We start from the raw sequence: 24,831 nt of genomic DNA on the forward strand, positions 1-24,831 counted from the left end.
CTGCTGTTTTGTAGGGGATTTCAAGGACTTTCACCTGTTGATTGAACAACCATCGACAGTTCTTCAGCCATACTCCTAAAATGCGTCGGTTTGAAGAAACAGCCCGTTACAAAACGACTAATCCATACCTTATGAGTCTGCCAGCGTGAAAATTCGTCTTTCCATCCTGAGCCTGTTTTTCGCCTTTACAGGGACGTTCCTCACGCCAACGGTCAATGCAGCCGACACCACCGCAGCCCCCCGAGACGCCAAGCAACTGAAGATCGCCTCCGGCAGCGCCCTGTTGATGGACCTGCAAACCAACAAAGTCATCTACGCCAGCAACCCGGACGTGGTTGTCCCCATCGCCTCGGTCAGCAAACTGATGACCGCATTGGTGGTTGTCGAAGCCAGGCAGAACATGGACGAGTACATTTCCATCAACATCAGCGACACCCCGGAAATGAAGGGCGTGTTTTCCCGGGTCAAGCTCAACAGCGAAATGCCGCGTCGGGAAATGCTGCTGATTGCCTTGATGTCCTCGGAAAACCGCGCCGCTGCCAGCCTGGCCCACCACTATCCGGGTGGCTACGCCGCATTCATTGCCGCGATGAACGCCAAGGCTCGGGCGCTGGGAATGACCAACACCCACTATGTCGAACCGACCGGCCTGTCGCCGCGTAACGTGTCGACGGCGCGCGACTTGAGCAAACTGCTGATCGCTGCCCACAAGTACCCGATCCTGACCGAACTGAGCACCACCAAGGAAAAAACCGTTTCGTTCCGCAAACCCAATTACAGCCTGGGTTTTCGCAACACCGACCATCTGGTCGGCAAACCGAACTGGGATATTTCGCTGACCAAGACCGGCTTCACCAATGAAGCGGGGCACTGCCTGGTGTTGGTGACGCGCATGGGCAACCGCCCGGTGGCCCTGGTGATTCTCGATGCCTTCGGCAAGTACACGCACTTCGCCGATGCCAGCCGTATTCGCAACTGGGTCGAAACTGGCAAGAGCGCCGACGTTCCATCGGTGGCCTTGCAGTACAAGTCGGAGAAGAACCTGAAGCAACGCCAGGGCGGCGTGGCCGAGGCCTCCAAGTAACGGACTTCACCCTGCGGGAGCGAGCCTTCTTGCGATGAATGCACTGCAGGCACCTCAGGGTGACTGTCAGCTGGCAATCGCGAGCGGGCTCGCTCCCACAGGGTTTCAACGCTCAGTCATTGGGCAGCGGCATCTGGTCATCATCGGGTATACCGTCTCCGGCACTCGGATCCCTGGTACCCAGGGGAGGCTCGGTCGGCACCACCGCAGGCCTGGCCAGGGGGTCACGCAGCGGGCTGTCGGGGTCCATCACCGGGTCAACGTCGTCTTCCGGGGTGGTGGGAACGCTGTCCGGATGCTTGTCGTCAAAACTCGAATCGGTAGACATACACACCTCACTCGAACGTCAGGGTTTCAGGTCGGCCAATGGGTCGTAGGGTTTGGCGGGCGCTTTGTCGTCCTCGCCCGGCTTGACGTCCCTCGGTGCCTTGGCCGGTCCGGCAGGGTCTACCTGCGGATCGGCCAGGTCGGGAGAATCAGGGTCGAATCCCAGCTCGTCGCCTGAGGAATGCTCGGACGAATGCGGGCCGGAAGGATGCTTGGAATCGGTCATGGGTGCCTCCAGGATCTGGCCCGGAAAAATCCGGGCACTTACCCTTCAGAGGACGATCGCACGAGGCCGTGCGATGCAGATGACGAACGGAAGGTTATTGCGCGTCAAGCGCCTTGCGCGCGCGGGCTGCGGCTTGTTCCTGGCCGGCCTGGGCCAATTCGCTCGCCGCATTCAACCAGCGTTGCCGGTCAACGTTGGCTGGAATCTGGTTCGGCTTCTGGATCAGTACCGCCCAGCCACCGGCGCTCTCGAAGGCAGACTCGAACGAGCCAAAGCTCATCGACTCCCGGCGATTCATCCCGGCTCGCAGCAACACCGTCTGTTTCTGCCGGTCGTAACCGGAAAGAATGACGTAACGCGACTCAGCCCAGAACGCCGACCCTTCGGTAAACCGCACCATCACCGGGTAACCGGCGGCCACCTGGGCCAGCAAAGCAGGCAGGTTGCTATCGAGGGGGTAAACGACCATGCCGTATTCACGTGCCAGGTTCGGAATGCTTTGCTGCAACTTCGCTTCAGCGCCCGGGAGATGCAGGGGCTTCTCGAGCAAACCTGGGGTGATGACCACTCCTTGCTGCGACAACAGGCTAGCCAGGACCTGCGGACCGCTTTGATAACTGGTTCCGCGGTAGAACGTGCCACTGAGCTCCACCCGCTCCGGCAGGCGTTTGACCTCCGGTGCCACGCTGCCCGCACAGCCCGCCAGGCCCACCATGCAACCTGCAATCAATGCTGCCATTCGAATTCGCGACATTGCCCGCACCCTCATCCCTCTCTATTCAATCCAAGTGCTGGATCATAGGGCGCCAATCGGCGGCGGTATAGCTTTTACCGGCAGTCACACGATTTCGATAGAGCGAAGTGGTTGGTCACAGGCGACCTTTGGTCAATAGCTTGAAACACAGCACCGACTAGACTGTCACTGGTAAAGAGTGTGTGCCCGTTGCAGGGCAAAGAGGAGGCACTGATGAGCCTGACAATGACCATCGTGATGTTGATTTCCGGCTGGCTGGCCGTCGCCGCCGCCATGTTGTGGGGGGTCCTGCGAATTGCACGCCGACACCACCACCCTGCCCCGACGGCGCGGGTGGAAAAGATCGAAAAAACTACTGTACGCCACGCCACCGTGCACTGACGGGCAAACGTCACCCATTGCGAATAAATGAAAAGGCCGCCTGGGCTCTTTCGAGCGCAGGCGGCCGTTTTGTTCATCCCCCCCTGTCAGGCTTCGGCAGCCAGACGCTTCTGTTTGGCCCGCCGCGACATCATGTTCAGGACTTCGATAGCGGCCGAGAACGCCATGGCTGCGTAGACGTAGCCCTTCGGTACGTGGGCGCCGAAACCTTCGGCGATCAACGTCATGCCGATCATGATCAGGAAGCCCAGCGCCAGCATCACCACCGTCGGGTTGTCGTTGATGAACTTCGCCAGCGGGTCAGCCGCCAGCAACATCACCAGCACCGAGACCACCACTGCGATGATCATGATCGGCAAGTGCTCGGTCATGCCGACGGCGGTAATGATGCTGTCGATGGAGAACACCAGGTCTAGCATCAGGATCTGCCCGATCGCCGCGGCAAAACCCAAGGTCACCGTCGACGTTGCCGTTTTCGGATCCTGCGGAGCCGGGTCCATGCTGTGATGGATCTCGGTCGTTGCCTTCCACAACAGGAACAGGCCGCCGGCGATCAGGATCATGTCCTTCCAGGAGAAGGCATGGCCGAGGATTTCAATGACCGGCGCGGTCAATTGCACGATGAACGCGATGGTGCTCAACAGCGCCAGTCGCATGATCAGCGCCATGCCGATACCCACGCGCCGGGCTCTCTGCCGATATTGCTCAGGCAGTTTGTTGGTCAGGATCGAGATGAAAATCAGGTTGTCGATGCCGAGCACGATTTCCATCACCACCAGCGTGGCCAGGGCGACCCAGGCGGTGGGGCTTGCAGCAAGTTCCAAAAGGTATTCCATGGGTCAGTCCTGATTCTTGATGACGGTTTAGATTTCCTGGGACGAAGACTCGGTTTTTTCCTGATCTTCGCCTGACGATTCTTTCTTGCTGATCAGCCCGCCGGTGGCGTCGCTGAGCGCCTGTTCGGCGGCTTTGTGCGTATCGTCGATCGCCTGCTTGGCACTTTCGGCCGCCTTGCCCATCAGTTGCTGGGCGCTTTTTTCGGCTTGTTCGCAACCGGCCAGTAGCAGCAGAGACGCGGCCAGCAGCGCCGTGGTCTTAAGGTTCATGGTGCTTTCCTCGATTGAACAGATCGGGCCGCATCGGCAGCCGTTGATAGCGAGGCATTCTAGGCAAGCGAACACTTCAGGAAAATTCGTATTTTTACCGGTTATACTTCGTTTTTTACGAACTGTAGAACGCCATGATCAACTATCGCCAATTGCATTACTTCTGGGTGGTGGCCAAGACCGGCAGCATCGTGCGGGCCTGCGAGCAACTGAACCTGACGCCACAGACCATCAGCGGGCAGATTTCCCTGCTGGAACAGACCTACGGCATCGAATTGTTTCGGCGAGTGGGGCGGCAGCTGGAACTCACCGAAGCCGGGCGCCAGACCCTGCCGTACGCCGAACAGATGTTTCAGCTCGGTGGTGAACTGGAGTTGATGCTGCGGGCGCAACCCAATGAACAGCAGATCCTGTTTCGGGTCGGCGTGGCCGACGTCGTGCCCAAGTCCATCGTCTACCGCCTGATCGCGCCCACCATGGAACTGCACGAACCGCTGCGCATCACCTGTCGCGAAGACAAACTCGAACGCTTGCTCGCCGACCTGGCGATCCAGCGCCTCGACCTGGTGATTTCCGACAGCCCGATGCCTTCGCACCTGGACATCAAGGGCTACAGCCAGAAGCTCGGCGAATGCGGGATCAGTTTCTTCGCCACCGCTGAACTGGCGGCGCAATACGGTCAGGACTTCCCGCACAGCCTGCACGGTGCACCGCTGTTGATTCCGGGACCGGAAACCGTTGTGCGCAGCCGTTTGCAGCGCTGGTTCGCCGAGCAGCAGATCCAGCCACGGATTGTTGGCGAGTTCGACGACAGTGCCTTGATGCAGGCATTCGGGCAATCGGGAAGCGGAATCTTCATCGGCCCGAGCGTGATTGCCGATGAAGTGAAACGTCAGTATGGCGTGCAGTTGCTCGGCCAGACCGACGCGGTCACCGAATCGTTCTACGCCATTTCAGTGGAACGCAAGGTCAAGCACCCCGGTATCGTTGCGATTACCGAAGGTGCCCGACGCGAGCTGTTTACCGCCCTATAGGACTCAGGCGCAGACTTCCCGGGGCTTGAAGGTCATCAGTGCCATGGCCAGCAGAATCGACATCAGGATCAGGCCGGCCGCCGCAAAGCCCAGGCCTTGCAGGCCGACGCTGTCGATCACCCGACCACCGATCATGGCGCCCAGGCCAATACCGAGGTTGGCCCCGGCAATGTTCAACGACGCGGCAAAGGCTGGCGCCTCGGGCGCGGCCTTCATCAAGCGCACATGGCTGACCAGGAACAGCGCCGCCTGGGTCACGCCCCAGATCCCCATCGCCGCCGCCAGCCCCAGCGGCGAGTGAATGTTCGGCACCAACGTCACCATGCCGGCAATCATGAAGGCGCAAAATGCCATCGAGGCGATCAGCGGGTGACGATCCACCGCGCGCCCACCCAGCGAGTTGCCGATCAGGCCCACCGCGCCGAAGCCCATCAGGCACCAACCGACCACCGTGCCGTTGAAGCCGGCCAGGCGCTCGAGGATATCCGCAAGGTAGGTGTAAGCAGTGAACATGCCGCTGAACACCACGATCGACAGCACGACATGGCCCAGCATCAAGGGGCTGCGCAGGATCTTGAACTGCGAACGCAAACTCACCTGATGCTGGTGCAGGCTGGTTTTCGGCAGGTAGAAAAACAGCAGCAGAGCCTTGGCGAAGGCGATCACCGCCAGGATGCCAAAGGCGCTGCGCCAGCCAAATGCATCGGAAATCAGCGTGCCGACCGGGATGCCGAACACCGTTGCGCAGACAATGCCAAAGCCGATCTTGGCGATGGCGCGCCCCGCGTAATCCGGCCCGACGATGTCCACCGCCGTCTCACTGGCCAGGGCCCAGAACACCGGCAACCCCAGCGCGGGCACCAGACGGGCGAACGCCATCACCCAGATGTTCGGCGCGAATGCCGCGAGGGTGTTGGCCAGGCCAAACATGATCAGCACCGAGATGAACAGCTTGCGCCGTTCGAAACGCGCGAAGTACGCCGTCAGGAACGGACCGAATGCCGCCACGGTGAAGGCGAACAGGGTCACCAGCAGGCCGGCCTGGGGAATCGTGACCTCGAGGTCCCGGGCGATGGCCGGCAGCAGGCCGACGATGATGAATTCCGTGGTCAACACCGTGAAACCGGCGGCGGACAACAGGAGGATGGGCAACAGCATGCAGAACTCCAGAAAAACGACGACACCAGCGATAGCCCGAAGGCCCACTGGCAAAGATGAAAATGAGGATGGCCGATGTTAACAGAGTGCTGGCCATCACGGTTGCACGAACCTGCAAATCCAGTGGGCCAATGGGGTGACAGTTGGTCACAGACCGGAAGGCGGAACACGACCAGCGCTGTGATAAAGTCCGCACCCTGCGATTTCCAACCCCTGTCCATCCGCCAGTGACTGGCGCCGACGTCGCAACACCCTCGCACCTGACCCATCAGAGATGTCGTTTATGACTGCTTCATCCCCTTCGCTGTTGCAACGCCTGAAAGGCTTGAGCCTGGTTTCGCAAATCATCATCGGCCTGATCGCGGGCATTGCCCTGGCGCTGATCGCGCCCGAAGTGGCGAAGTCCACGGCGTTCATCGGCAAAGTGTTCGTCTCGGCGCTGAAGGCCGTCGCGCCGATCCTGGTGTTCGTGCTGGTCATGGCATCGATCGCCAATCACAGGCACGGCCAGGAAACCCACATCCGGCCCATTCTGTTCCTGTACCTGCTCGGCACCTTTGCCGCGGCGGTGGTCGCGGTCGTGGCCAGCATGATGTTCCCGTCGAATCTGGTGCTGAACACCCACGACGTGGCCGTGACGGCGCCGGGGGGCATCGCTGAAGTGCTGCAAAGCCTAATGTTGAGCGTGGTGGACAACCCGGTCAGTGCCCTGATGAACGCCAACTTCATCGGTATTCTGGCGTGGGCCATCGGCATGGGTATCGCAATTCGCCATGCCGGCGAGACCACGCGCGAAGTACTCGGCGACCTGTCCAACGGTGTCACCCTGATCGTTCGCCTGGTGATTCGTTTTGCTCCGCTGGGGATCTTCGGCCTGGTGGCTTCGACCCTCGCGACCTCCGGCTTCGGCGCGCTGGTCGGCTATGTGCACCTGCTGGCGGTGCTGCTCGGCTGCATGCTGTTCGTGGCGCTGGTCATGAACCCGCTGATCGTGTTCTGGAAGTTGCGCCGCAACCCCTACCCGCTGGTGATCACTTGCCTGCGCGAAAGCGGGATCACGGCGTTCTTCACCCGCAGCTCGGCGGCGAACATTCCGGTCAATCTGGAGTTGAGCAAGCGCCTGGGTCTGCACGAAGACACCTACTCCGTATCGATCCCGCTGGGCGCGACGATCAACATGGCGGGCGCGGCGATCACCATCACCGTGCTGACCCTGGCAGCCGTGAATACGCTGGGCATCGCCGTGGACATTCCTACCGCCATTCTGTTGAGTGTCGTCGCAGCCATCTGCGCGTGCGGCGCGTCAGGTGTGGCGGGCGGCTCATTGCTGCTGATTCCACTGGCCTGCAGCCTGTTCGGCATCCCCAGCGAAATTGCCATGCAGGTGGTGGCGGTCGGTTTCATCATCGGTGTGTTGCAGGATTCGGCGGAGACGGCGCTGAACTCCTCCACCGACGTGCTGTTCACGGCGGCGGCCTGCCTGGGCGAAGAACAGAAGGCGTAGGCTTTTTACAGTCATGAAAAAGCCCCCGGAACCCAAGGCTGCGGGGGCTTTTTTGTATCCGGCGGTTTAGAACGCGCCCATGTAATCACGCTTGCCCACTTCCACGCCGTTGTGGCGCAGCAGTGCATAGGCGGTGGTGACGTGGAAGAAGAACTGCGGCAAGCCATAGCTCAGCAGGTAGGCCTGACCGGAGAAGCGCTTCTCTTTCGGCGTGCCTGGGCGCGTGACGATCTCGATGCCTTCCTTGCCATTGACCTGTTCGGGCTTGATCTCGCCGATGTAGGCCAGAACCTTGGTCAGCAGCGCCTGCAGCTCGGCGAAGGTGGTTTCGGTGTCTTCGTACTTCGGCACTTCGACCTCGGCCAGGCGCGAGGAAACGCCCTTGGCGAAATCAACGGCGATCTGCACCTGGCGCACCAGCGGGAACATGTCCGGGTACAGGCGCGCCTGCAGGAACGCATTGGCATCGATGTTGCGGGCGGTGGCGTGGGCCTCGGCCTTGTGGAGAACGTCGCTCAGGGCGGTGAGCATTTGCTTGAAAACCGGGATGGAGGCGTCGTACAGGGAAATGGTCATGGCAGTCTCGTGTGATGACAGGAGTGAAACGTGGGAGCGATTATAGCGATGCACGAACCCTGCGGTGCCCGCCGGATGGTAAAAAATAAAGTGAAGCGCCGAGGGGCCTTGGTGACCCGCCAGCGACGAATTCAGTTGCCATTGGCGTGCGCCAATCTAAAGTGCATGCCAGCAGGAGAAGAATATGAACCGGGGTAAGGACGCAGCATCATGAGTGAACAAGAAACCACGTTCGACGAGCCACGGCTCAACAGCACGGAAATCCGCATTCTGGGCTCGTTGATCGAGAAGCAGGCCACCAGCCCGGAAACCTATCCGCTGACCCTCAATGCGCTGGTGATCGCCTGCAACCAGAAAACCAGCCGCGAACCGGTGATGAACCTCACCCAGGGTCAGGTCGGCCAGAGCCTGCGTGCCCTCGAGGGACGCGGCTTTACCCGGCTGGTGATGGGCAGTCGCGCCGACCGCTGGGAGCACCGGGTCGACAAGGCCCTGGAACTGGTGCCGGCGCAGGTGATTCTCACCGGACTGCTGTTCCTGCGTGGTCCGCAGACCGTCAATGAACTGCTGACCCGCAGCGGGCGCATGCATGACTTCGAGGATGCCGAGCAGGTCGTGCACCAACTGGAGCGCTTGATCGCTCGCGGGCTGGCCGTGCTGATCCCACGCCAGGCCGGGCAGCGTGAAGACCGCTATACCCATGCCCTGGGCGACCCGGCGGACATCGAGGCGATCCTCGCGGCCCGTCAGAACCCGACCGAGCGCAGCACCGGCGGCGGTGTTTCACTTGAGCGGATCGAAGAGCTGGAGGCGCGGATTGCTGCGCTGGAGGAGCGCTTGGCGCGTCTCGAGTAGTCAGATCCCCGCAGCGCCGCCTTCGCGAGCACGCCGGCTCCCCCCTTGCATTGGGTCGCAAACCCTGTGGGAGCGAGCCGGCTCGCGACAGGGCTCGCGCAAGCCTCAACCGCGAGCGAACGCCACCGCCTTGCGAAACTGTTCATCCGTCGGACGCACGCCGGTGTACAGCACGAACTGCTCCAGGGCCTGGATCGCGATCACTTCCAGGCCGGTGATCACCCGCTTGCCCTCGGCACGAGCCCTCACGATCAGCGGCGTCTCCACAGGAATCGCCACCACGTCGAAGACCGTCTGCGCAGCCGCGATCGCTTCGGCATCAAAGGCCAACTGATCGGCCTCGGGCCCGCCGGTCATGCCGATCGGGGTCACGTTGATCAACATCTGCGGGCGGCGTGCGCCCAACTCGGCTTGCCACTCATACCCCAGCGATTGCGCCAGGGCTCGTCCGGTGTCTTCGTTACGGGCGACGATCACGCCGTTGCCGTACCCGCCATCGCGCAGGGCACTGGCCACGGCCTTGGCCATGCCCCCGCTGCCACGCAGGGCGAAGGTCGATTCCCTGGGCACCTGATGGGTCTGCAGCAATTGGGCGACGGCAATGTAATCGGTGTTGTAGGCCTTGAGATGGCCATGGGTGTTGACGATGGTATTGATCGATTGAATGGCGGCGGCGGACGCGTCCAGTTCGTCGACCAGGGCAATGCAGGCTTCCTTGAACGGCATCGAAACGCCGCAACCGCGGATGCCCAGGGCACGGATGCCGCCAACGGCGCCGGTCAAGTCCTGGCTGCTGAACGCCTTGTAATAGAAATTCAGGCCTAATTGCTCGTACAGGTGATTGTGAAAGCGCAGGCCAAAATTCCCCGGACGCCCTGACAGGGACATGCACAGCTGGGTGTCTTTGTTGGGGTTCATTTGCATGAATAATCTCCTTCGACAGCACTTTCAGATGGACGGGATTAGCCAGGCCATCGCGATCCGTTCGATCATAAGGGTGTGCCTGCCGATGGCAGCGCACGACGGTAAAGAAGCCGGTACAGACCTTACACAAAATTTACCCAACGGCTGTGCAGATTTTCCAAAAAACGTTGTCTTAGAAGTATCCCCGCGACGATCCCTGGGTCTATTGCAGACTCAGGCGCCGGGTTGAAGAACCGAGGAATTATCATGATCCGTAAAATCCCCGCAGTTGCCTTGCTGATCGGCGCTCTGGCTGTCACAGGGCAGGCAGAAGCGCATGGCGGTGGTGGTTGGCAAGGTCCGGCGGTATTTGGCGCGATCGTTGGCTCGGCCATCGTCGGTTCGGCCATCATCAACAGCAACCGACCGGTCTATGTCGCGCCGGAGCCTGTCTACGCGCAGCCTGCACCGGTGTATTACGCGCCACCGCCACCACCGGTCTATTACCAGCCGGCGCCGGTGTACGTTCAACAACCGGTCTATTACCGCCCCGCTCCGGTCTACTACGGACCACCCCGCGGCTACTACGGGCCACCACGCGGTTACTACGGACCTCCCCACGGCTATGGCCGCTGGTGAACACGCCCCGCCCTATGGCGGGGCTTTCTTTTGTGGGTACGAGACTGTCTCGCCGAAGGTCTGAATACCTGCGTTGTCCGGGTGACGCTCGCGAGCCGGCGGGCCCAATCGCACATTGAGCTCGTGTCCCCCAGCCATTCGTCGCAAAGGTCTGAATTTCTCTATTAGAGGTCGCTCTCGGGACAGCACGGGTTGCGCAAGCAGGCAAGATTGACTCGCCCCCTTCCCTGCGGAAGCGGTCATATTTTTGTCATGTCAGGCCCGCACGCTAGGACCTGTCCGTCAATAACAGCTTGATTACAACAAGGACGAGCTCATGCCCACGCAAAATCCGCATCGCGATATCAGCTTGTGCACTTCCGGCAAGGTGTACAGCGCCCTGACCGAACTCAAGCACCTCGAGGGTCACCGCAGCGCCAAGTTTCTTTCGCTGATGGCGGAAAACCTGGTGCGCAAAGGGCTGCTCAACGAGCAGGAAGTGGTTCATTTGCTGGACCTGGTGGTCGACTGACCGACAGACGGTCACTGGGGCATGCTCGCGTCAATGACGACTATTGAAAGCGTTGATTTCTCGTTCAAGCGCCAGCCCCTTAAGGTAGCTCCATAGATTGATGGAGGTACTTATGTCCCAGGTTCAGATCATGTCCGTTATCGGTAGCGCGGTTCCCGCATCGCTCAGAGAGCTGGGATTGCTCGCCTGCTGGTACCTGATGCAGGACGGCGAACCGATCAGCGGTCCGCTCACTTCGCTCAATGCCGCCAAGGCCCTGTCGCAACGCCTCGACACCGAGCGATTCAGCGCCTAAGGCAACTGCACCCGCGGTTTGGTTTCGATGAAGATCGCCCAGCTCGACATGAACAGCGCCGCGATCAAGGGCCCGATGACAAAGCCGTTGAGTCCGAAAATCGCCAGGCCGCCCAAGGTCGAAATGAGAATCAGGTAGTCGGGCATCTTGGTGTCCTTGCCGACCAGTATCGGTCGCAGCACGTTGTCCACCAGGCCGATCACGAACACGCCGAACAACCCCAGCACCACCCCCTGCCAGATCGCCCCGCTGAGCAGGAAAAACGCCGCGACCGGCGCCCAGACAATTCCCGCGCCGACCGCCGGCAGCAACGACAGAAAAGCCATCAGCACGGCCCAGAGCAGCGAGCTCGGGATATCGAGAAACCAGAAGATGATTCCGCCGAGTGCGCCCTGGGTGATGGCCACCAGCAGGTTGCCTTTGACCGTGGCCCGCACCACGCGGTTGAATTTGAGCTGCAAACGGCGTTTCTGGTGTTCTTCGAGCGGCACTGCGGTGCGCATTTTGCGCGCCAGCTCCGCACCGTCGCGCAAAAAGAAGAACAGCAGGTAGAGCATGATGAAAAAGCTCACCAGGAATTCGAACGTGCCCTGGCCAAAGCTGAAGGCCTGGTTGGCGATGAACTCGTTGCCACTCACCGCACTTTTGACGATCTTTTCGCGCAGCCCCTCCAGCTCACCGACACCGGCCCGATCCAGCAGGTGCTGGAAGTAGTTCGGCAGGCTGTGCTTGAAATGCGAAACATAACCGGCAATGTCCAGCTCGCCACTTTCGATGCGCTTGTACAGGGCGGCGCCCTCTTGAACCAGCAGGATACTGAGGACGATCACCGGCAGAATGGCGATGACCAGGGCAATGCCCAGGGTCAGTCCCGCCGTCAGGTTGCGTTGCCAGCCCAGCTTCAATTGCAGCCGCCGCTGCATCGGCGCAAAGAGAATGCCGAGGATCACCGCCCAGAACACTGCGCCGTAGAACGGCAGCAAAATCCAGATAAACGCCGCCGTGACCAGCCAGAGCAGAATCACCAGCGACTTGTTGTGTACCGTCTGTTCATTCATGTTCGATCCATGTCAGTCCAAAGCCACGCCTGTTGCGCCCTGATGCTTAGTCCGCCACGGTTCGCACGAGTGCCATCCGTTTGTTCATCAAGCATAGATCCAGATCAATGAAACTCGCGGGCAAGACGATTACCCTCGCCGGTTTTTGCGATCGACACGCTCATGACCCTGGCCACACCCGAACTGCTCGCCCCCGCCGGCACCCTGAAAAACATGCGTTACGCCTTCGCCTATGGCGCCGATGCGGTCTACGCCGGCCAGCCGCGCTATAGCCTGCGGGTACGCAACAACGAATTCGATCACGCCAACCTCGCGCTCGGGATCCGCGAGGCGCAGGCCCAGGGCAAGCGTTTCTACGTGGTGGTCAACATCGCCCCGCACAACGCCAAGCTGAAGACGTTCCTCAAGGATCTGGAACCGGTGATCGCCATGGCGCCGGACGCGCTGATCATGTCCGACCCTGGCCTGATCATGCTGGTACGCCGGCACTTCCCACAGATGCCGATTCACCTCTCGGTGCAGGCCAACACGGTCAATTGGGCGAGCGTCGAGTTCTGGCAATTGCAAGGGGTGAGCCGGATCATCCTGTCCCGGGAGCTGTCCCTGGAGGAAATCGATGAAATCCGCCAGCAAGTGCCGGCCATGGAGCTCGAAGTGTTCGTCCATGGCGCGTTGTGCATGGCCTACTCCGGGCGCTGCCTGCTGTCGGGCTACATGAACAGGCGCGACGCCAACCAGGGTACCTGCACCAACGCCTGTCGCTGGAAGTATTCGGCGCAGCAGGCCACGGAGAATACGCTCGGCGAGATCGTGCAGACCTTCGAGCCCGAACCGACCCTGGGCATCGGGGCACCGACCGACCAGGTATTCCTGTTGCAGGAAGCCAATCGCCCGGACGAACTGATGCCCGCGTTCGAGGACGAACACGGCACCTACATCATGAACGCCAAGGATCTGCGCGCCGTGCAGCACGTCGAACGCCTGACGCGGATGGGCGTGCACTCGCTGAAAATCGAAGGCCGGACCAAATCGCACTTCTACTGCGCGCGCACCACCCAGGTGTACCGGCAGGCCATCGACGATGCCGTGGCCGGCCGCGCCTTCGACCGCAGCCTGATGACCGATCTGGAATCCCTCGCCCAACGCGGCTACACCGAAGGTTTCCTGCGCCGGCATGTGCATGACGAGTACCAGAACTACCAGAACGGCAGTTCGGTGTCGGAACGCCAGCAGTTCGTGGGCGAACTGACCGGCGAGCGGCGAGACCGGCTGGCGGAGGTCAAGGTCAAGAATCGCTTTGCCCTGGGGGATCACATGGAGCTGATGACCCCCAAAGGCAACTTCCACTTCGACTTGCATCAGTTGCAGGACAGGGACGGCCAATCCATCGACGTCGCGCCGGGGGACGGGCACACCGTGTACCTGCCGATACCGGATGCCGTGGACCTGCGTTTCGGCCTGCTGATGCGCGATCTGGCCAAGGCCTGATCGGTCCGGACGCACCGAGGCCATGCCAGGGGTGTTACACGAATTCCTCCCGCAACATGGCCACGAAGGCTTCCCGCGCCGGGTGCACCCCGGCGTTTTCGTGCCAGTAGAACAGGTTGTCGATCGCCGTCAGTTCAGGGAACTCGAACCCCGCGCAACCGGCGCCCCTGGCGTATTGATCGAACACGCCCCGGGGCACCAGGGCCACCCCCGCCCCCGCGCTCACGCAACCGACAATCGCGCCATAGCTGGCGAGGCTGACGATGGGCAGTGCCTGCCCCTGTCGCAACAGCCAGTGCTCCAGCGCCGCACGATAGGGGCAGCCCTGGGGCCACATGAACACGGTCTTGTCGCGCAAATCGGCAATGTCGCGCACCGGCCCCAGTGAGGTCGAGGCGATCAACAACAACTCCTCGCGGTACATGGGTGTGCGTTTGAGGTGCGAGCGCTCGACATCCACCGCGACGATTGCACCGTCGAGCCGATGGCTGACCGTGTCATCGAGCAATTGCCCCCAACTGCCGGTGGTCAGCTCCAGCGCCACCGCCGGGTAACGCTTGTGGAACCTGGCAAGCAGCCGAGGCAGGCGACCGGTGGCGGACGATTCGATGGCACCGATGCGCAGCGGACCCGAGGGTTCGGCCGCAGGATCGACCGCGCGTTTGGCCTCGGCGGTGAGCGCGAGGATCTTCGAGGCGTAGGCGAGGAAGGTCTGCCCAGAGGGGCTGATGCGCAACCCCCGGCCCTCGCGCAGAAACAGCGCGACGCCCAGCTCCGCCTCCAGCGCCTTGATCCGCGCCGTGATGTTCGAGGGCACACAATGCAACAACTCGGCGGCACGGGCAATGCTGCCGACGTCGGCAACGGTCTTGAACATGCGAATCTGCGACAGCTCCATACATCACCTAAAGTGAACTATCGTCGCAGTATAAGTCAGTTGTGGCGAATGGTCTGACTTCCGATACTCGCAGCACCTGCCTGCCGGTGCCCGACCATGAAAACGCTGCCCCCCACTCCGCTGCACCCCGTCAAAATCATCCTGGCCATGGCGTTTGTCGTGGCGTGCTGGGGCTACTCCCCCAGCGGCATTCACATCGGCCTGCAAGCCTATGACCCCGGGCACCTGGCGTTATTGCGGTTTCTGGTGGCGTCGGCACTCATGGCGTTGATTGCGTCGATCAAGGGCATCACCCTGCCCCGGCTTCGCGACCTGCCGCTGCTGTTCGGACTCGGATTTTTCGCCGTCAGCCTGCACCACGTGGCGATCAATGTTGGCCAGCAGGGTGTCAGCGCCGGCGCATCGAGTGTCCTGGCGCAATCCACGCCCCTGTTCAGCACGCTGCTGGCGCGATTCGTCTTCAAGGACTGTGTCAGCGCGTGGCGCTGGGGTTGTGTGTTGCTCGGCCTGGCCGGCGTATTGATGGTGGTGGCCGGCGACCGAGGTCTGGGCAGTATCGATGGCCACGGCCTGTTGATCCTGCTGGCGGCGCTGTCCTGGAGCCTTTACTTTGCCCTGCAGAAGCACCATGGCGGGCGTTACGACGGGCTGACGCTGGTGTGCTGCACGGTGTGGTCGGGGACGGTGTTGCTGCTGGTGTATCTGCCGGGACTGGCGACCCAGGTGAGCAACGCCCCGCCCCAGGTGCAACTGGCCGTCCTGGCATTGGGGGTGTTTCCCAGTGCCCTCGCCTACCTGGCCTGGGCATTCGTGCTGGCACACGTCGATCTGAGCCGGACGACGATGACGCTGTACCTGGTGCCCCCGACCGCCATGGCGATGGCGTCCGTTGCCTTGGGCGAGCGTCCGACCCTGATGATCGTCGGCGGTGCGCTGGTCGTGCTGATCAGCGTGCTGGCGCTGAACCTGGAACGCAAGCCAGCGGTGATCACCGATGCCTGAACGTGCGGCCACCGCGAAGGTTCCCGGACTGTTTGTTGGCAAACAACGCTTTTGTTGACCCAGGTCAAAACAACTGCAAATGAGCCCCCTGGGACAGTGTATCGGCGCAAAAGTCGACGCCTTTTGCAGTGATAGCACTTAGCCACTCACGTAAGATGGGTCACAGGATGTGCGCAGATAAAAAGAGCGGTTCGACAACCTGGCGCCTCAATGAATTCAATATGGACTGAGGTGTAAAGGGCAATGCTCAAGAATGCTCCGCTACGTTTGAAACTGCTGTTGATCCTGGCACTTCCCCTGCTCGGTTTTTTGCTGTTATCCGGTCTGTTCGTCACGAGCAACTATGAAACCTTGCGCGACATGAATACGACGGTGACGGCCAGCGCCACCGCGCAGAAGTTGAGTCGACTGATCACCGCATTGCAACGCGAGCGGGGTGCCAGCGGTGTGTTTCTGGGCAGCGGCGGCAAGTCGATGGCCGAGCAGATGGCGCAACTTCGCAAGGACTCCGATGTGTCGATCGAGGCCGTGCGCGGGTTGTCTGCCCAGGGGAACATCCCACTGTCAGATGCCATTCGCGCATTGGAAGGGGTCGCGGCCACGCGCGTACACGTTGATCAATTGAGCATCAGCGGCGTCGACTCGGGCACGCGTTATACCGGGATCGTCAACACCCTGATTGGTTACACCCACTCCCTGGAAGCCAGCGTCAACAACGCAACGGTCATTCACGCACTCAGCGCACTCAATCAGTTCATCGAAATGAAAGAACGGGCCGGGCGCGAGCGAGTACTGCTCGGTCTGGTCTTCAACCAGGGGCATTTCGACGAAACACTGTTGTCGCGTTTCAGCAGTAACCTGGGGGAGTTCTCTGCTTATGCCGATGCGTTCCGGCGCAAGGCCCCGCCCGCCTTGCTGCAACAGTTCGATGAACAGATGCAAACGCCGATTGCCCTCGAAGTTGCCAAGTTGCAACGCCTGGCCTTCGACATTCCACTGGGACAACCACTGAACATCAAACCCGAAATGTGGTTTCAAACCTCGACCCGACGCATTGACTTGATGAGCCAGATCGAAGATGCCCTGGGTCAAAGTGTCAGCAACCTGGCGATGCACGAACGGGATCTGGCCAGTCGCGCCCTGTGGCTGACGCTTGGCGCAGTGGTCGTGGCGCTGTTGGTGGTGTCGCTGCTCTCCTTCATCATCATCCGCACCATCAACCGGGCGGTCAGCGACGTCAACCGGGTACTGGACGGGTTGGCACAGCGCGACCTCACGGCGCGCGCCACCTATGAGAGCAAGGACGAGTTCGGCCAGATCTCCCTCAACCTCAACCGCATGGCCGAAGAGATCAGGGGCGTCGTGCAGGAAATCGGCAATGCCACGGCACAAGTGGCGACTGCGGCGGAAGAATCGTCGGCGGTGACGATCCAGACCAGCCAAAGTGTTGGCCAGCAACGCCAGGGCACCGAACAGGTCGCCACCGCAATCAACGAAATGAGCGCGACGGTGCGCGAAGTGGCGCAAAGCACCAACGATGCCGCGCAGATGTCGCGACAGGTCAATCTCAGTACCGAGCAAGGACGCGCGGAGATCGAAAGCACCATCGGACTGATTCGCCAGTTGTCAGGCCAGGCCGAGGACACCGCGCAGATCATCGGCAACCTGAAGGATGAAAGCCACGCGATCTCCTCTGTACTCGACGTGATTCGCGGCATCGCCGAACAGACCAACCTGCTGGCGCTGAACGCGGCGATCGAAGCGGCGCGGGCCGGGGAATTCGGGCGTGGTTTTGCGGTGGTCGCCTCCGAGGTGCGCACCCTGGCGCAGAAGACCCAGGAGTCCACAGGCAGCATTCAGCAGATGATCAGCAACCTGCAGGCCGGTTCGGACCATGCGGTCACCTCCATGCAACAGACCCTGGACAAGGCCCAGGATGGGGCGACCAAGGTCGAACGGGCGGGCGAATTGCTGGTGGAGATTGCCGACGGTGTCGCCCGCATCAACGACCGCAACATTCAGATCGCATCCGCCGCCGAAGAGCAGAGCGCCGTGTCGGAAGACATCAATCGCAACGTGAACGAGATCAACGACCTGGTGATCCAGGTGAGTGCCGGCGCCGAGCAGACGGCCATTACCAGCCAGGAGCTGGCACGCCTGGCGGAGTACCAGCAACGACTGGTCAATCGCTTCAAGATGGCCTGATCGCTAGCGGGCAGGTCCCCGCTCAGTCGCCACCGGCAAGAAACCGGTCGCGACTGTTGGTCAGGTGCAGCCACATGGCAGCCCGTGCCGCATCCGCATCCTGGCGCTTGATGGCATTGAGAATCGCCTCGTGCTCGAGGTTGGCGAGCTGCCCCAGCTTGCTCAAATCCGTGGCGCCGCGTTCGGCAGCGTTGACTCGGGTCCGGGGAATCATCGCACTGCCCAGGTGCTGCATGATTTCGCTGAAACAGACGTTGCCGGTGGCTTCGGCGATCAACAAGTGAAAGCGCCGGTCGGCCTCGACGCAACTGTCGTTGTTGGCGAGCAGGCTTTGATAGTCGTCCAGGGCCTGGCGCATCTGCGCCAGCTGCGGTTCAGTGCGGCGCACCGCCGCCAGCGCGGCAGCCTGGGTTTCGAGCCCCAGGCGCAACTCCAGAATGCTGCGCACACCCAGCGCGGTATCGACGTTGAGCCGCAACCCCTGCTCCGGCGCGCGCTCGATAACGAAGGTGCCGATGCCGTGCCGCGTTTCTACCAGCCCCGACGCCTGCAACTTCGAGATCGCCTCGCGCACCACCGTGCGACTGACGCCATGTTCGGCAACGATGCTGTTCTCCGACGGCAACTTGTCCCCCGGCAGCAACTGGCCGAGCAGGATGCTCTGGGTCAGTTTGCCGACCAGGTCATGGGCCAGGTTGTGGGTGCGCTTGCGGGCAGGCGCTTCCAGGTCTTCTTGCATGGGGATCATCCAAAAACGCGGTTGACGGAATCCTAGCATCGCGGATGGACGGAAGCCTCAACAAACGCACACCAACTTGTATGACAACACTCAACAATTTCGGTAAAACCAGTGAAATCCGACGGATAACCAAGTAGCGAATAATCACGAAATCCCGATTAAATCTCCATAATGCTGGGCGATAGCGCTTGCGAAACAAAAAAATGCAGTTGTATGATGTCTTTCAACAACGCAACACCCGCAACACCCGCAACACCCCGCATAAAAATAATCAGTGGGAGACATCAAGTGAAAACACCCCTCACCGGGACGCACGGCGGTCTTGATCCGACCCTGCAATCCGCCATCTCGAAAGTGAAACGCCACGTTCTGCCGCTCTTCGTCATCATGTTCATCGTCAACTACATCGACCGCGTGAACATCGGCTTCGTCCGTACCCACATGGAACACGACCTGGGCATTGGCGCTGCCGCCTACGGCTTGGGTGCCGGCCTGTTCTTCATCGGTTACGCGCTGTTCGAAGTCCCCTCCAACCTCCTCCTGCAAAAAGTCGGCGCCCGCGTCTGGTTGACCCGGATCATGCTGACCTGGGGCCTGGTCGCCGCCGGCATGGCCTTCATCCAGAACGAAACCCACTTCTATATCCTGCGTTTTCTGCTGGGCGTGGCTGAAGCCGGATTCTTTCCGGGTGTCATCTACTACTTCACCCGCTGGTTGCCCGGCGTCGAACGCGGCAAGGCTATCGCGATCTTCCTCAGTGGCTCGGCGATTGCGTCGTTGATCTCCGGCCCACTGTCCGGGTTGCTTCTGCAAATCGACGGGCTCGGCCTGCATGGCTGGCAATGGATGTACTTCATTGAAGGCATGTTCTCGGTGGGCCTGTGCGCATTCGTCTGGTTCTGGCTCGACTCCAGACCCCACGACGCCAAATGGCTCGACCGCGCCGAACAGGACGCCCTGGTCAAGGCCATCGACGCCGAACAACTGGCCCGCGAAGCCGCGACGCCCGTCAAGCCGTCCCTGGGCACGCTGCTCAAGGATCGTCAGATCATCCTGTTCTGCCTGATCTATTTCTTCATTCAGCTGACCATCTATGCCGCGACGTTCTGGCTGCCGAGCATCATCAAGAAGATGGGCGACCTCAGCGACATTCAGGTCGGGTTGTTCAACTCGATCCCGTGGCTGCTGTCGATCGTCGGCATGTACGCCTTCGCTTCGCTGTCGGCGAAATGGAAACACCAGCAAGCCTGGGTGGCCGCGGCCCTGCTGATCGCGGCGGCGGGGATGTTCATGTCCACCACCGGCGGGCCGATCTTCGCGTTCGTGGCGATCTGCTTCGCGGCGCTGGGGTTCAAGTCGGCCTCGTCGCTGTTCTGGCCGATTCCCCAGGCCTACCTCGATGCGCGTATCGCTGCGGGGGTGATCGCACTGATCAACTCGGTGGGCAACCTCGGCGGCTTCGTGGCCCCCACCACCTTCGGCCTGCTGGAACAACACACCGGCTCGATCCAGGGCGGGCTGTATGGCCTGGCTGCAACCTCGATCATCGCCGCGATCATCGTGTTCGCCGCCCGCAACACGCCCAAGGCCGCATCGCCGACGGCATCGGACAAACCCGCGCCCCAACACGCCTGACATGGCTTTCAAAAGGATAACAACATGACCGCACATGACACCGCCAAAGCCCCGATCATCACCAGCATGCAAGTCGTTCCAGTGGCTGGCCACGACGGCATGCTGCTCAACCTGAGCGGCGCCCACGGGCCGTTTTTCACCCGCAACATCGTGATCCTCAAGGACAACGCCGGTCACACCGGGGTCGGCGAAGTGCCGGGCGGCGAGAAGATCCGCCAGACCCTGGAAGATGCCCGCTCACTGGTCGTCGGCAGCCCGATCGGCACTTGGCAGAAGATTCTCAATCAAGTGCGCCGGACCTTCGCCGATCGCGATGCCGGTGGGCGCGGCTTGCAGACGTTCGACCTGCGCATCACCATCCACGCCGTCACGGGCCTGGAAGCGGCACTCCTGGATTTGCTCGGTCAGCACCTCGACGTGCCGGTCGCCGCCCTGCTCGGCGAAGGCCAGCAACGCGACGAGGTGAAGATGCTTGGTTATCTGTTTTATGTCGGTGATCGCCAGCAGACGGACCTGGCCTACCGCAGCGAACCGGACGCCGACAATGACTGGTTCCGCCTGCGTCATGAAAAAGCCATGACCGCCGAGGCGGTGGTCCGCCTGGCCGAGGCCGCCCACGCTCGTTATGGTTTCCAGGACTTCAAGCTCAAGGGTGGCGTGCTCAGCGGCGACGAGGAAATCCAGGCCGTCACCGCGCTGGCCGAACGCTTCCCCGATGCGCGCATCACCCTCGATCCGAACGGTGCGTGGTCGCTGAAGGAAGCGATTCGTCTGTGCCGCGACCAGCACCACGTTCTGGCCTACGCCGAAGACCCCTGCGGCGCGGAAAACGGTTACTCGGGCCGCGAAGTCATGGCTGAGTTCCGCCGTGCCACCGGCCTGAAAACCGCGACCAACATGATCGCCACCGACTGGCGGGAAATGGGTCATGCGATCCAGTTGCAGTCGGTGGACATCCCGTTGGCCGACCCGCATTTCTGGACCATGCAGGGCTCGGTGCGCGTGGCGCAGATGTGCCACGAGTGGGGCCTGACCTGGGGTTCGCACTCCAACAACCACTTCGATATTTCCCTGGCGATGTTCACCCATGTCGCGGCAGCGGCACCGGGTGACATCACCGCCATCGACACCCACTGGATCTGGCAGGACGGCCAGCGCCTGACCAAGGCCCCGCTGCAGATCGTCGACGGTTGTGTGCAGGTGCCGAAGAAACCGGGACTGGGGATCGAGCTGGACATCGACCAACTGGCCAAGGCCCACGAGCTGTACAAGGGCATGGGACTGGGCGCGCGCAATGACAGCGTGGCAATGCAGTTTCTGATTCCGGGTTGGACGTTCGATAACAAGCGGCCGTGTCTGGTGCGGTGATCCAACGGGCATTCAGTGCTCAAATGTGGAGCGAGCCTGCTCGCGACAGCGGAGTGACAGGGGACGATGAGGTTGCCCGTCGGTGCCTCATCGCGAGCGGGCTCGCTCCCACAGGGTCATGGAGTGTCCGCTAGTGCGGGTGGGCCGCCTGCAACAACCACCCCTTGAACGCCGCCATCGCCGATGTTTCCGCACGCGATTGCAAGCGGGTCAGCCAGTAGCTGCCGGTGGTGATGCCGATGGCGAACGGCTGCTCGATGGCGCCCGACGCCAGTTGCCGGGCAAACATCAGGGGCGGCGCCAGCGCCACGCCGGCGCCTTGCAGGGCCGCCTCCATCATCGCCAGCGACGAGTCGAAGACGATGCTGCGCGTCGACGCGACATGGGGCGCCAGGCCAGTGGCCTGAAACCACTCAGGCCACTCGTCCGTGCGATAGGATCGCAGCAGCGTCTGCTGCAACAGGTCGTCGGGGGCCTGCAATTGCCGGGCAATCTGCGGCACGCACAACACCGACAACGGCGCTTCGATCAAGCGCACCGCCTCAATGCCGTGCCACGCGCCTGCGCCAAACCGGATGGCATAATCCAGGCCTTCGGCGGCAACATCCACCCGATTGTTGTTGGTCGACAGGCGCAGATCTATGAATGGATGTTTCGCCTGGAAGTCGGCCAGTCGCGGCAGCAACCACCCCACCGCGAACGTCCCCACCGCGCCCACCGTCAACACTTCGCGAAAATGCCCGCCCTCGAAACGCTCCAGGGTTTGAGCGATACGGTCGAATGAATCGCGCAACACCGGCAGCAGGGTTTCCCCTTCGCTGGTCAGCATCAGCCCGCGTGGCAAGCGCTTGAACAGCGTCACCTTGAGCTGGGCTTCCAGGCTCTTGACCTGATGACTCACCGCCGCCTGGGTGACACACAACTCCACCGCCGCCCGGGTGAAACTCAGGTGTCGCGCCGATGCCTCGAAAGCACGCAGAGCGTTAAGCGGTAGTTGTGGGCGAATCATGCCGACTCCCAAATTTTTCTAATGGCCAGGCCGAGATAACGTCGTTTGTCGCGACTCGGCAAAGTGAATAGATTTTGCCACGCTCATCGGCAGGCCCATTCCACAATCGCTCGGAGTGGGCGGGTACACCCGATAACAATCACATGGACAGCGGCGCACACATGCATAACTTCAAACTCAGCAAGGCCTTATCCTACAGTGCTTTCGGACTTTTCCTCGGCGCAGGTTCCTGCATGGCCGGCAAGGCTGCGGACTCACAGATCGAAGCGGTCGTGAACGGCGCCGTGCTGCCCGTCATGCAACAGCAGAGCATTCCCGGCATGGCAGTGGCGGTCACCGTCAATGGCAAGGCACATTACTTTAACTACGGCGTAGCCTCGAAGGAAACCGGCCAGGCGGTCACTGCCGACACCCTGTTCGAAATCGGTTCAGTGAGCAAGACCTTCACCGCCACCCTCGCCGCCTATGCCCAGGCCAGCGGCAAACTGTCCCTGTCCGACAAGGCCAGCCAAGTCTGGCCAGCCTTGCAGGGCAGCGCATTCGACACTGTCAGCGTGTTGCAGCTGGGCACCTACTCGGGCGGTGGATTGCCGCTGCAGTTCCCGGCCGAGGCCGACTCGCCGCAGACAATGCTGGCGTACTTCAAACAGTGGAAACCGCTGTATGCCCCCGGCAGCCATCGCCAGTATTCCAACCCGAGCCTGGGGCTGTTCGGCTGCCTGGCCGCGCAAAGCCTGGGTGTGTCGTTCGATGACGCCATGGAAAACACCCTGCTGCCCAAGCTGGGGTTGAAGCACACCTTCCTCAGGGTGCCGCAGGATCAGATGGGACTTTACGCCCAGGGTTACAACAAGGACGACAAGCCGGTGCGAGTCGGCCCGGGGGCGCTGGATTCGGAGGCTTATGGGGTGAAGACCAGCGCGTCGGACCTGCTGCGCTACGTGCAGGCGAACCTGCAGCCGGCGAGCCTGGAAAAACCCTTGCAGCAAGCCATCGCCATCACCCATACCGGTTACTACCAGGTGGGCAACACGACCCAGGGACTGGGCTGGGAGTTCTACCCGTACCCGGTCAGGCTCGACACCCTGCTGGCGGGCAACTCGGCGCAGATGGCCTATGAGCCGAACACGGTGCAATGGCTCACGCCAGCGCAAGCGCCTCGCCCGGATGCATTGTTCAACAAGACCGGCTCAACCAGCGGCTTCGGTGCGTATGTGGCGTATGTCCCGGGAAAACGGATCGGCATCGTGATCCTGGCCAACCGCAATTATCCGAATGCGGAGCGCGTCAGGATTGCTCATGCGGTGTTGGGTGCGTTGAGCCACTAGTCGGACACCGTGGGAACGCTCGCGATGGCCATGACAGTCGACCTGGTCGCGGCCTGTCACGCCACCATCGCCAGCAAGTCGGTGGCTCTCCCTCGGTAGCGCTGCGGCTCAATCGTCCGGCTGCTCGGGTGGCTTGGCCGGTTTCGCCGGCTTGGCGGGTTTGGCATTCTTGGCGCCCTTGGCCGGGGCGGGCTCGGCGGCTGGAGGTGCCGGTGGTGCGGCAGCCGCCGCTTCCTTCTCGGCCATTGGCATGGCGTCGATGGTGGCGAAGATTTTCTGCAGGTCCAGCGCCCTTGATTCTTCGCCCGAGCTTTCGAGTTTCTTCTCTCCGTCCTTGCCCACCAGAATCACTTTGGGCAACGGCCCTGCCCCCAGCTTCAGGGCACGGATCAGGGCCATCGTGTCCTGTTGGCCGATGTCCTTGCCATCCAGCTGGCCCGACATGTTCAGCACGCTGTACACCTTGATGTTGCGGTCGGCGATCCCTTGCTTGTTGGCCGGGTCTTCCAGCGATTTCTTCAGGCTGACCCACGTTGGGTCCACAGTGCTTTGGGCGATGACAATCAGCGGGCGGGCCAGGCCTTTGAAGACATCCAATGGCGAATCACCATCAGCGGCGAACAGGGGACCGGTGAAGGCCAGCAGGGTTGTCAGGGTCAGTGACCTGATGAGCATGCGCATCTCCTTTTGATATCCACGCTCTAATGATTGCGCATCGCGGCGATCGTTCCGGGTGACGCACCGCAAT

Annotated in this window: 27 protein-coding genes; 14 read left to right on the forward strand and 13 right to left on the reverse strand. The window is 61.5% G+C overall.

From position 1 onward, the window contains the following. The first annotated feature begins 145 nt into the window (after positions 1-145). Positions 146-1,084: a D-alanyl-D-alanine endopeptidase gene (gene pbpG / locus IB249_RS11270; RefSeq protein WP_192304535.1), complete on the forward strand. Its 939-nt coding sequence runs from the start codon at positions 146-148 to the stop codon at positions 1,082-1,084. A 112-nt stretch (positions 1,085-1,196) separates the two neighbouring features. On the opposite strand, the gene IB249_RS11275 is transcribed toward pbpG, so the two are convergent. The 3 genes from IB249_RS11275 to IB249_RS11285 form a co-directional block, all read right to left on the reverse strand. Further along, entirely contained in the window at positions 1,197-1,412 is a 216-nt protein-coding gene (locus IB249_RS11275; protein WP_192304537.1) for a hypothetical protein, read from the reverse strand. A gap of 18 nt (positions 1,413-1,430) precedes the next feature. Beyond that, positions 1,431-1,637 (reverse strand): DUF6021 family protein, encoded by a 207-nt coding sequence (locus IB249_RS11280; protein WP_192304539.1) that lies wholly within the window; start codon positions 1,635-1,637, stop codon positions 1,431-1,433. Between the two features lie 94 nt (positions 1,638-1,731). Continuing rightward, positions 1,732-2,406, reverse strand: coding sequence for a peptidase C39 family protein (locus IB249_RS11285; RefSeq protein ID WP_192304541.1), 675 nt, complete (start codon positions 2,404-2,406; stop codon positions 1,732-1,734). Between the two features lie 198 nt (positions 2,407-2,604). Between IB249_RS11285 and IB249_RS11290 the strand changes: the two genes are divergently transcribed. Beyond that, positions 2,605-2,772, forward strand: a complete 168-nt coding sequence (locus IB249_RS11290; protein ID WP_192304543.1) for a hypothetical protein — start codon at positions 2,605-2,607, stop codon at positions 2,770-2,772. 86 nt (positions 2,773-2,858) lie between these two features. On the opposite strand, the gene IB249_RS11295 is transcribed toward IB249_RS11290, so the two are convergent. After that, positions 2,859-3,608, reverse strand: coding sequence for a TerC family protein (locus IB249_RS11295; RefSeq protein WP_192304545.1), 750 nt, complete (start codon positions 3,606-3,608; stop codon positions 2,859-2,861). A 27-nt stretch (positions 3,609-3,635) separates the two neighbouring features. Then, the gene (locus IB249_RS11300) at positions 3,636-3,878 is read right to left on the reverse strand and encodes a hypothetical protein (RefSeq protein WP_192304547.1); all 243 of its coding nucleotides are present in this window, start codon (positions 3,876-3,878) and stop codon (positions 3,636-3,638) included. A gap of 134 nt (positions 3,879-4,012) precedes the next feature. On the opposite strand from IB249_RS11300, the gene nhaR reads away from it, so the two are divergent. Then, positions 4,013-4,912: a transcriptional activator NhaR gene (nhaR, locus tag IB249_RS11305; RefSeq protein WP_192304549.1), complete on the forward strand. Its 900-nt coding sequence runs from the start codon at positions 4,013-4,015 to the stop codon at positions 4,910-4,912. Positions 4,913-4,915: 3 nt separating this feature from the next. On the opposite strand, the gene IB249_RS11310 is transcribed toward nhaR, so the two are convergent. Then, positions 4,916-6,070 carry an MFS transporter gene (locus tag IB249_RS11310; RefSeq protein WP_192304551.1) on the reverse strand — a complete coding sequence of 385 codons (1,155 nt, stop codon included), beginning with the start codon at positions 6,068-6,070 and terminating at the stop codon, positions 4,916-4,918. A gap of 283 nt (positions 6,071-6,353) precedes the next feature. Here IB249_RS11310 and sstT point away from each other — a divergent pair, with 283 nt between their 5' ends. Next, positions 6,354-7,574: a serine/threonine transporter SstT gene (gene sstT / locus IB249_RS11315; protein ID WP_192304553.1), complete on the forward strand. Its 1,221-nt coding sequence runs from the start codon at positions 6,354-6,356 to the stop codon at positions 7,572-7,574. A 66-nt stretch (positions 7,575-7,640) separates the two neighbouring features. On the opposite strand, the gene IB249_RS11320 is transcribed toward sstT, so the two are convergent. After that, positions 7,641-8,150, reverse strand: coding sequence for a DUF1993 family protein (locus tag IB249_RS11320; RefSeq protein ID WP_192304555.1), 510 nt, complete (start codon positions 8,148-8,150; stop codon positions 7,641-7,643). Positions 8,151-8,357: 207 nt separating this feature from the next. Between IB249_RS11320 and IB249_RS11325 the strand changes: the two genes are divergently transcribed. Then, entirely contained in the window at positions 8,358-9,005 is a 648-nt protein-coding gene (locus IB249_RS11325; protein WP_192304879.1) for a YceH family protein, read from the forward strand. Positions 9,006-9,110: 105 nt separating this feature from the next. On the opposite strand, the gene IB249_RS11330 is transcribed toward IB249_RS11325, so the two are convergent. After that, positions 9,111-9,929, reverse strand: coding sequence for a shikimate 5-dehydrogenase (locus tag IB249_RS11330; RefSeq protein WP_192304557.1), 819 nt, complete (start codon positions 9,927-9,929; stop codon positions 9,111-9,113). Between the two features lie 246 nt (positions 9,930-10,175). On the opposite strand from IB249_RS11330, the gene IB249_RS11335 reads away from it, so the two are divergent. The 3 genes from IB249_RS11335 to IB249_RS11345 all read left to right on the forward strand — a co-directional run bounded on the left by IB249_RS11335 (position 10,176) and on the right by IB249_RS11345 (position 11,353). Continuing rightward, positions 10,176-10,547, forward strand: coding sequence for a hypothetical protein (locus tag IB249_RS11335; RefSeq protein WP_192304559.1), 372 nt, complete (start codon positions 10,176-10,178; stop codon positions 10,545-10,547). A 316-nt stretch (positions 10,548-10,863) separates the two neighbouring features. Beyond that, the gene (locus IB249_RS11340) at positions 10,864-11,058 is read left to right on the forward strand and encodes a hypothetical protein (RefSeq protein ID WP_192304561.1); all 195 of its coding nucleotides are present in this window, start codon (positions 10,864-10,866) and stop codon (positions 11,056-11,058) included. Between the two features lie 112 nt (positions 11,059-11,170). Next, on the forward strand, positions 11,171-11,353 hold the full coding sequence (locus IB249_RS11345) for a hypothetical protein (protein ID WP_192304563.1): 183 nt from the start codon (positions 11,171-11,173) through the stop codon (positions 11,351-11,353). Here IB249_RS11345 and IB249_RS11350 read toward each other — a convergent pair. After that, complete coding sequence (locus tag IB249_RS11350; protein ID WP_192304565.1) at positions 11,350-12,411, reverse strand: AI-2E family transporter; 1,062 nt, start codon at positions 12,409-12,411, stop codon at positions 11,350-11,352. The genes IB249_RS11345 and IB249_RS11350 overlap by 4 nt on opposite strands. A gap of 162 nt (positions 12,412-12,573) precedes the next feature. Here IB249_RS11350 and yegQ point away from each other — a divergent pair, with 162 nt between their 5' ends. Then, positions 12,574-13,899, forward strand: a complete 1,326-nt coding sequence (gene yegQ / locus IB249_RS11355) for a tRNA 5-hydroxyuridine modification protein YegQ (RefSeq protein WP_192304567.1) — start codon at positions 12,574-12,576, stop codon at positions 13,897-13,899. 34 nt (positions 13,900-13,933) lie between these two features. Here the strand turns inward: yegQ and IB249_RS11360 are convergent, their stop codons facing one another. Beyond that, a complete protein-coding gene (locus tag IB249_RS11360; RefSeq protein ID WP_192304569.1) occupies positions 13,934-14,797 on the reverse strand; it encodes a LysR family transcriptional regulator in 864 nt (287 codons plus the stop codon). A gap of 96 nt (positions 14,798-14,893) precedes the next feature. Between IB249_RS11360 and IB249_RS11365 the strand changes: the two genes are divergently transcribed. Together IB249_RS11365 and IB249_RS11370 are read left to right on the forward strand one after the other, a co-directional pair. Next, the gene (locus IB249_RS11365; protein ID WP_192304571.1) at positions 14,894-15,799 is read left to right on the forward strand and encodes a DMT family transporter; all 906 of its coding nucleotides are present in this window, start codon (positions 14,894-14,896) and stop codon (positions 15,797-15,799) included. A 360-nt stretch (positions 15,800-16,159) separates the two neighbouring features. Further along, positions 16,160-18,004, forward strand: coding sequence for a methyl-accepting chemotaxis protein (locus tag IB249_RS11370; RefSeq protein WP_412547998.1), 1,845 nt, complete (start codon positions 16,160-16,162; stop codon positions 18,002-18,004). A 22-nt stretch (positions 18,005-18,026) separates the two neighbouring features. Here IB249_RS11370 and IB249_RS11375 read toward each other — a convergent pair whose 3' ends face one another. Further along, positions 18,027-18,743, reverse strand: a complete 717-nt coding sequence (locus IB249_RS11375; protein WP_192304575.1) for a FadR/GntR family transcriptional regulator — start codon at positions 18,741-18,743, stop codon at positions 18,027-18,029. 213 nt (positions 18,744-18,956) lie between these two features. Between IB249_RS11375 and IB249_RS11380 the strand changes: the two genes are divergently transcribed. Continuing rightward, positions 18,957-20,378: an MFS transporter gene (locus tag IB249_RS11380; protein WP_225606899.1), complete on the forward strand. Its 1,422-nt coding sequence runs from the start codon at positions 18,957-18,959 to the stop codon at positions 20,376-20,378. 24 nt (positions 20,379-20,402) lie between these two features. Further along, complete coding sequence (gene gudD, locus IB249_RS11385) at positions 20,403-21,746, forward strand: glucarate dehydratase (protein ID WP_192304579.1); 1,344 nt, start codon at positions 20,403-20,405, stop codon at positions 21,744-21,746. A 130-nt stretch (positions 21,747-21,876) separates the two neighbouring features. Here gudD and IB249_RS11390 read toward each other — a convergent pair whose 3' ends face one another. Further along, positions 21,877-22,755, reverse strand: a complete 879-nt coding sequence (locus IB249_RS11390; RefSeq protein ID WP_192304581.1) for a LysR family transcriptional regulator — start codon at positions 22,753-22,755, stop codon at positions 21,877-21,879. 161 nt (positions 22,756-22,916) lie between these two features. Between IB249_RS11390 and ampC the strand changes: the two genes are divergently transcribed. Beyond that, positions 22,917-24,083 (forward strand): class C beta-lactamase, encoded by a 1,167-nt coding sequence (gene ampC / locus IB249_RS11395; RefSeq protein ID WP_192304583.1) that lies wholly within the window; start codon positions 22,917-22,919, stop codon positions 24,081-24,083. Between the two features lie 108 nt (positions 24,084-24,191). Here ampC and IB249_RS11400 read toward each other — a convergent pair whose 3' ends face one another. Further along, positions 24,192-24,758 (reverse strand): DUF4174 domain-containing protein, encoded by a 567-nt coding sequence (locus IB249_RS11400; RefSeq protein WP_192304585.1) that lies wholly within the window; start codon positions 24,756-24,758, stop codon positions 24,192-24,194. Between the last annotated feature and the right edge of the window lie 73 nt (positions 24,759-24,831).

The sequence above is a fragment of the Pseudomonas sp. PDM04 genome, assembly GCF_014851765.1.
Lineage (GTDB): Bacteria > Pseudomonadota > Gammaproteobacteria > Pseudomonadales > Pseudomonadaceae > Aquipseudomonas.